The sequence below is a fragment of the Pseudomonadota bacterium genome, from assembly GCA_010028905.1.
Classification (GTDB): Bacteria; Vulcanimicrobiota; Xenobia; order RGZZ01; family RGZZ01; genus RGZZ01.
In genome coordinates this window covers 1-3263 of sequence record RGZZ01000526.1, presented here as the reverse complement: position 1 = coordinate 3263, position 3263 = coordinate 1, and the positions used below count along the sequence as shown (strand labels likewise).

The 3263-nt window shown below is 67.1% G+C and carries 3 protein-coding genes; 2 read left to right on the top strand and 1 reads right to left on the bottom strand.

Annotated elements, in window-relative coordinates; all coding sequences use genetic code 11:
* The first annotated feature begins 160 nt into the window (after positions 1–160).
* Positions 161–388: a hypothetical protein gene (locus EB084_22315; protein ID NDD30999.1), complete on the top strand. Its 228-nt coding sequence runs from the start codon at positions 161–163 to the stop codon at positions 386–388.
* A gap of 82 nt (positions 389–470) precedes the next feature.
* Here the strand turns inward: EB084_22315 and EB084_22310 are convergent, their stop codons facing one another.
* Complete coding sequence (locus EB084_22310; protein ID NDD30998.1) at positions 471–1400, bottom strand: hypothetical protein; 930 nt, start codon at positions 1398–1400, stop codon at positions 471–473.
* Between the two features lie 278 nt (positions 1401–1678).
* Between EB084_22310 and EB084_22305 the strand changes: the two genes are divergently transcribed.
* Positions 1679–3263 (top strand): endonuclease MutS2 (locus EB084_22305; protein ID NDD30997.1); only part of this gene is annotated, 1585 nt, incomplete at its 3' end.

Here is a 3263-nt window from a genome sequence, read left to right as displayed (position 1 = left end):
TCGGGTGTGAAGCTCAACCTTCCCGCCACGGTATCGGTTCGCAACGTCGATCTCACCAACGAGCTGTCCATCCTCAGCTACAAGCTTGCCGCGACAGAACTGTTTCCCGGCCCATCGGTCAACCACCCCGCCCCCTCTGGCGGAATCGAGGAGTAGCCGCATGTCCATCGAGAATGCCATTGCCGTGGAGAGCATCGCCGCTGAGCGGGCCTATCTCGCGGCCCATCCCTGCGCATGTGGGGGGGCCTGGAAGGTCTCACAGCAGGCGCTCGTGTTCGACGAGGCGCGCAAGCCCCACGATCAGCTGCGTGCAACGTGCCAGGGCTGCGGAGAGACAGGCGAGTTCTGGTTCGATGTCAGCGCCTTCTTCGGGCGTCCACCCGGGTAGGCGCCGCTGCTGCCGCCAGAAAAGGAAAAAGCCCTCGTCGACGCGTGCCGACGGGGGCGTTCTCTGTGGGCAGGCCTGCGGCCTAGGCCCGGGCCTTCTGCGAAGGCTGGGTTCCACCCGTGGGAGGAACAGGCTTCGCTCCGCCCGGAGGCTGGCTCGGATCCGGGTAGCTGCCGTCCGGCGGCTGGCTGGGATCGGTAGGCTGGGTGGGATCCGGCTGCGTCGGGTCGGGCTGCGTGGGGTCCGGCTCAGTCGGGTCGGTGGGGTAGCCCCCATCCGGCGGGGCGTTCGGATCGGGCGGCGCCATCCCGCGGTCGGCGAAGTACTTCATCACGTGGTAGCCGTAGGCGGCCACGTCTCCCATCAGGCCCGCCACGGTGAGCGCGGTGGCCACGCTGGCCCCCACCGACGGGATGGCGTAGGCCACCGCGCCGCCGAGGCCCGCGACGTCGGTGACGAGGTGGGCGCCGTCGACGAACTTGTCGATGTGGTTGGCCGACGGGTTCTTGAAGGTGTCGATGGCCTTCTTCGTGTCGAGGGCGAGGGCCACGACGCGAATCATCGGCAGGAAGCCTTTTTCAGCGAAGTCCTGCAGCTCCTGCGGGATGCCGTTCATGACCTGCGACTTCACGCCCAGGGCCGATTCCTTGAATGCGAACGCGGGGTCTTGCGCGACGATGTCAGAGACCTGGTAGGCCGCCGCGTGGAACGTGTCGCTGGCGAAGGTCTTGAACTTGTCGTAGGTGCTCACGCTGTCTTTCTTGATCTCGAGCACCGTCTGGCCGTTGGCGTTGATCGTCACCGATTCGCCAGCCTTCATCTTCGAGCCCACGAGCTGGGCCACGGTGTTCGAGTCGAGAAGCCGCTCGGCCACTGAAGGCTGGGCGCCCTCGACGCCGCGGATGACCACGGTGTCACCGGTGGTGGGCGCCGGCTCTGCGGCAGGGGCAGCGCTCTTGGGCGCGTTCGCCGTCTTGGCGGCGTTCAGTGTGGCAATTGCGGAAATTGACATTTCGGTCCCCTCCATGCTCGTCCTGAACGATGCGGATCGCGTTCCTGCCCCTGGTCAGACAGCAGCGGGCACTGCGTCTTGCCCTGGGTCGATCGTTAATGTCCAGTCACTTCAACGTTAAGATACCACGGCCATGGGTGGGTGTCTGTTGCGAACATGTTAACTCCGGCCGGTTTTGCGGGTCGGGGGATGAGCACGCGGTTCCGTGGGGGCGCTGGCTGGGTTCACGCGCGCAGCGGGAGAGGGGCCGTCGCCGCCGCCGCGGAACTCTCCACGCCGTGGAACCTGCAGTAGAAGAGCAATCTCGCGATGTTCTCGAGCTCTCGCTCGTGCTCGATCAGATCGCCGCTGAGTCGGTGTGGAGCCGCGGCCGTGAGGCCGTGCTCGCCCTGTATCCGCTCGCCAGCCTCGATGACGTGCGCGCGCGTCAGGCCGAGGTGGCGGAGGCGATCCGCTTCGATGAGCAGATGAGTGTCCCCCCGCTGCGTGGGGTGCGCGACATTCGCGCACACGCAGAGATGGCCAGAAAGGGCGGGGTTCTCGAGCCGTCGGTGCTCCTCGATGTGGGGAACACGTTGCGGGTGGCGGTGCAGACACGGGCCTTCCTGCTCGAGCGCGCGCAGACGGCGCCTCGCATGGCGGCGCGAGCCGAGGTGCTCTCGGTCCATCCGGACATCGTTCGCCACATCGAGGGAACGCTCACATCGGAGGGCGAGGTTCGCGAGACCGCCAGCGCCCGTCTCGAGGACATCCGCGTTCGCATCCGAACCCTCCAGAACAAGATCGGTGGCCGCATGCAGGCGGTGCTGCGCAACCCCGCTGTGGCGCGCATGCTCCAGGAGCCGTACGTGACAACCCGTCAAGACCGATACGTCGTGCCCGTGAAGGCCGAGTATCGCGGCGTTTTCGAGGGGCTCGTTCACGACGCCTCGGCCAGCGGTGCCACCGTCTTCATGGAGCCGCTGGCGGTAGTCGATCTCGACAACGACCTTCGCGCCCTGCGCATCGACGAGAGCCACGAGGTCGAGCGCATCTTGCGCGCGCTGAGCGAACGGGTGGGTGCCGTCTGCGATGACGTGTGCGCCAATGACGAGATCCTCGCGCACCTCGACATGCTCATGGCCACGGCGCGTCACGCCTCGAAGACGCATGCCAGCCTGGTTCTCGTCGAGGAGCGTCCCCGCGTGACGCTGCGGAAGGCGCGACATCCGCTCCTCGGCGCGCGCGCCGTGCCCATCGATCTCGACGTGGGGAGCCCGCCAGAGGGGGGAGACGGGGGCGGCGGGTGCCGCGTCCTCGTCGTGACCGGCCCCAACACCGGGGGCAAGACCGTGAGCCTCAAGACCGTCGGCCTGGTGGTTCTCATGGCGATGTGCGGCCTGCCGGTGCCGGTTGGAGAAGGCTCGCGAATCGGCTTCTTCCGCGGTGTGTACGCCGACATCGGTGACGAGCAGAGCATCCATCAGAACCTGAGCACGTTCTCCGCCCATCTGCTGCAGATCTCGCGCATCGTGTCGAAGGCGGGACAGGGCACCCTCGTTCTGCTCGACGAGCTGGGCGCGGGAACCGATCCCCGTGAAGGGGCGGGTCTGGCGGTCTCCATCCTCGAGCATCTCCATGCGCTTGGCGCACTGGTGATCTGCACCACCCATCACAACGATCTGAAGGCGTTCGCCAGCGGGTATGACGGCGCGATGAACGCCGCCATGGAGTTCGATCCCCGGACGCTGCAGCCCACGTATCGCATCTTGCAGGGGCTTCCCGGGCGATCGTGCGCCCTCGAGATCAGCGAGCGACTCGGCCTTCCCGCCGCCGTCCTGTCGCGGGCGCGCGAGCTGCTGGGCACGGCCCACTTCGAGGTGG

What these genes read in the sequence shown, in the direction of transcription:
- EB084_22315 (NDD30999.1), top strand. Translation starts at nt 161, where the DNA reads ATGTCCATCGAGAATGCCATTGCCGTGGAGAGCATCGCCGCTGAGCGG.
- EB084_22310 (NDD30998.1), bottom strand. Translation starts at nt 1,400, where the DNA reads ATGTCAATTTCCGCAATTGCCACACTGAACGCCGCCAAGACGGCGAAC.